This is a genomic window from Collinsella sp. AM40-7AC, assembly GCF_003468125.1.
GTDB lineage: Bacteria > Actinomycetota > Coriobacteriia > Coriobacteriales > Coriobacteriaceae > Collinsella > Collinsella aerofaciens_O.
Genome location: NZ_QSGK01000024.1, coordinates 1 through 1,903 on the forward strand (window position 1 = coordinate 1; position 1,903 = coordinate 1,903).

1 protein-coding gene is annotated in these 1,903 nt (G+C 53.9%); it reads left to right on the forward strand.

Going from position 1 to position 1,903, the window contains the following annotated elements; all coding sequences use genetic code 11:
* The first annotated feature begins 181 nt into the window (after positions 1-181).
* Positions 182-1,306, forward strand: a complete 1,125-nt coding sequence (locus tag DW892_RS10250) for an aminotransferase (RefSeq protein WP_117767360.1) — start codon at positions 182-184, stop codon at positions 1,304-1,306.
* The last annotated feature ends 597 nt before the right edge of the window (positions 1,307-1,903 follow it).

Sequence of the window (1,903 nt, forward strand, 5' to 3'; positions counted from 1 at the left end):
CGGCCCGCGCTGCATGAGCATGCCCTTCTGGCGCGAGGACCTCTAAGGTTTTCAAAGACCCGTACAGGTCTTAATACAAACATCTAGCTGCCATTAGATGTCTCCCAATGGGACGGTGCGGTTCTTTCGCACCGTCCCATTCATGTTTATTGACGCTAAATTAAGATCAGATAAGGTGGCCATGGATATCAAGACAATTGGCGTTGAGGAATGGCTCAACGTTTGGGAGAAGAGTGCTACCTGGGATATCGCTCAGTCGACGATCTCGTCGCTGACCATGGGTGAGCTTCGCGCACTTGACGAGCAGGACGGTGCTACGTTCTACGAGCGCCTGGATCGCGAGAAGATGAATTACGGCTGGATCGAGGGTTCGCCGGAGTTTAAGGCCGAAGTCGCCAAGCTGTATCGTCGCGAGGTCAATCCCGATCACATTTTGCAGACCAATGGCTGTACGGGTGCTAACCTCAATGCCATCATGGCTGTTGTCGAGCCCGGCGATCACGTGATTGCCGAGTGGCCTACCTATGCGCCGCTCTATGAGATTCCGCGTACGCTCGGTGCCGAGGTCGAGTATTGGGAGCTTCGCGAGGAACTCGGCTGGAAGCCCGATATCGTGGAACTCAAGCGCTTGGTGCGTCCCAATACCAAGCTCATCTGCATCAATAACGCATCGAACCCCATCGGTACGGTGCTCGATGCCGATACGCTCGGCCAGATTGCCGAGATCGCCCGTTCGGTGGGCGCCTACGTGCTGTGCGACGAGGTGTATCTGCCGCTCGAGAACACCGAGTCCTTTATATCGATGGCCGACGTGTACGAGAAGGCCATTGTCACCAACTCGGTGTCCAAGACCTATTCGACGCCTGCGGCCCGCGTGGGCTGGGTCGTGGCCGACGAAGAGGTCTCCAACCGCATCCGCACGTATCGTGACTACACCATGATCTGCGGCGGCGTGTTCAACGACGCCCTGGCGACCTACGTGCTCGAGCACAAGGACAAGATTCTCGAGCGCAACCGCAAGATCGTGTTTGGCAACCGCGATATCACGCAGGCTTGGATCGATACGCAGCATCGCGTGTCCTGGACGGCCCCGCAGGGCGTGTCCACCTCGTTTATCCAGCTGGATATTCCCGAGGACGACGAGGAGTTCTGCAAGCGCCTGTTGGCTGAGAGGGGAGTGCTGCTGGTTCCCGGCAGCCGCTTTGAGCTCCCCTGCGGCGCACGCTTGGGCTACTGCGCGAGCGAGGACGTTCTTCGCGAGGGCCTGAGGCTTTTGGGCGAGGCACTGGCGGAGTTTGATCGCTAGGATTCCGATGATCTTCGAGGGCCTTATCTAAATTGGCCGAAGATAATCGAAAACGGACCCGTTTCCCTAGGGGAAGCGGGTCCGTTTTTCCATACCGAGAAGTCAAGTTGTTACAAATGGGGCCGTAAAGCGAGTCGGTATCCGCTGGGCCTTATACTGAGCTTCCGGTGAACGGTATCAAGCGTCTGGTAAACGGTAATTTGTTTACCAGAAATGAATAGGACAAACTTTTTTTTGAATAAAAATGAAAATGGTTGAGACGTGGTACGAATCGCTAATTCTATTCATAGCTTTATTGGAAATATACAATTTGAGGGTGGTTTAACAAAGTTTAGTTCCATTTGATTTCTGGATTGAAAACGCGTTTAAGCACGTAAATACACTTTATTAAATCAAAGTGTGCCATGCGTGAAGTATATGTGTATGCCGTTCACCCCTCATATAAACCCGTTCGGGGGCGAGGTGGAAGTATGGACTGATTTTGGATATAAATATGTCGTCAGCAATAACGCCTCACACGGAGGGGCGCTAACGAATCGGCCCTGACAGGGGCCCGAAAGAAAGGTAGGAGGCCATGACGAAAGGTCTGCACGTGCC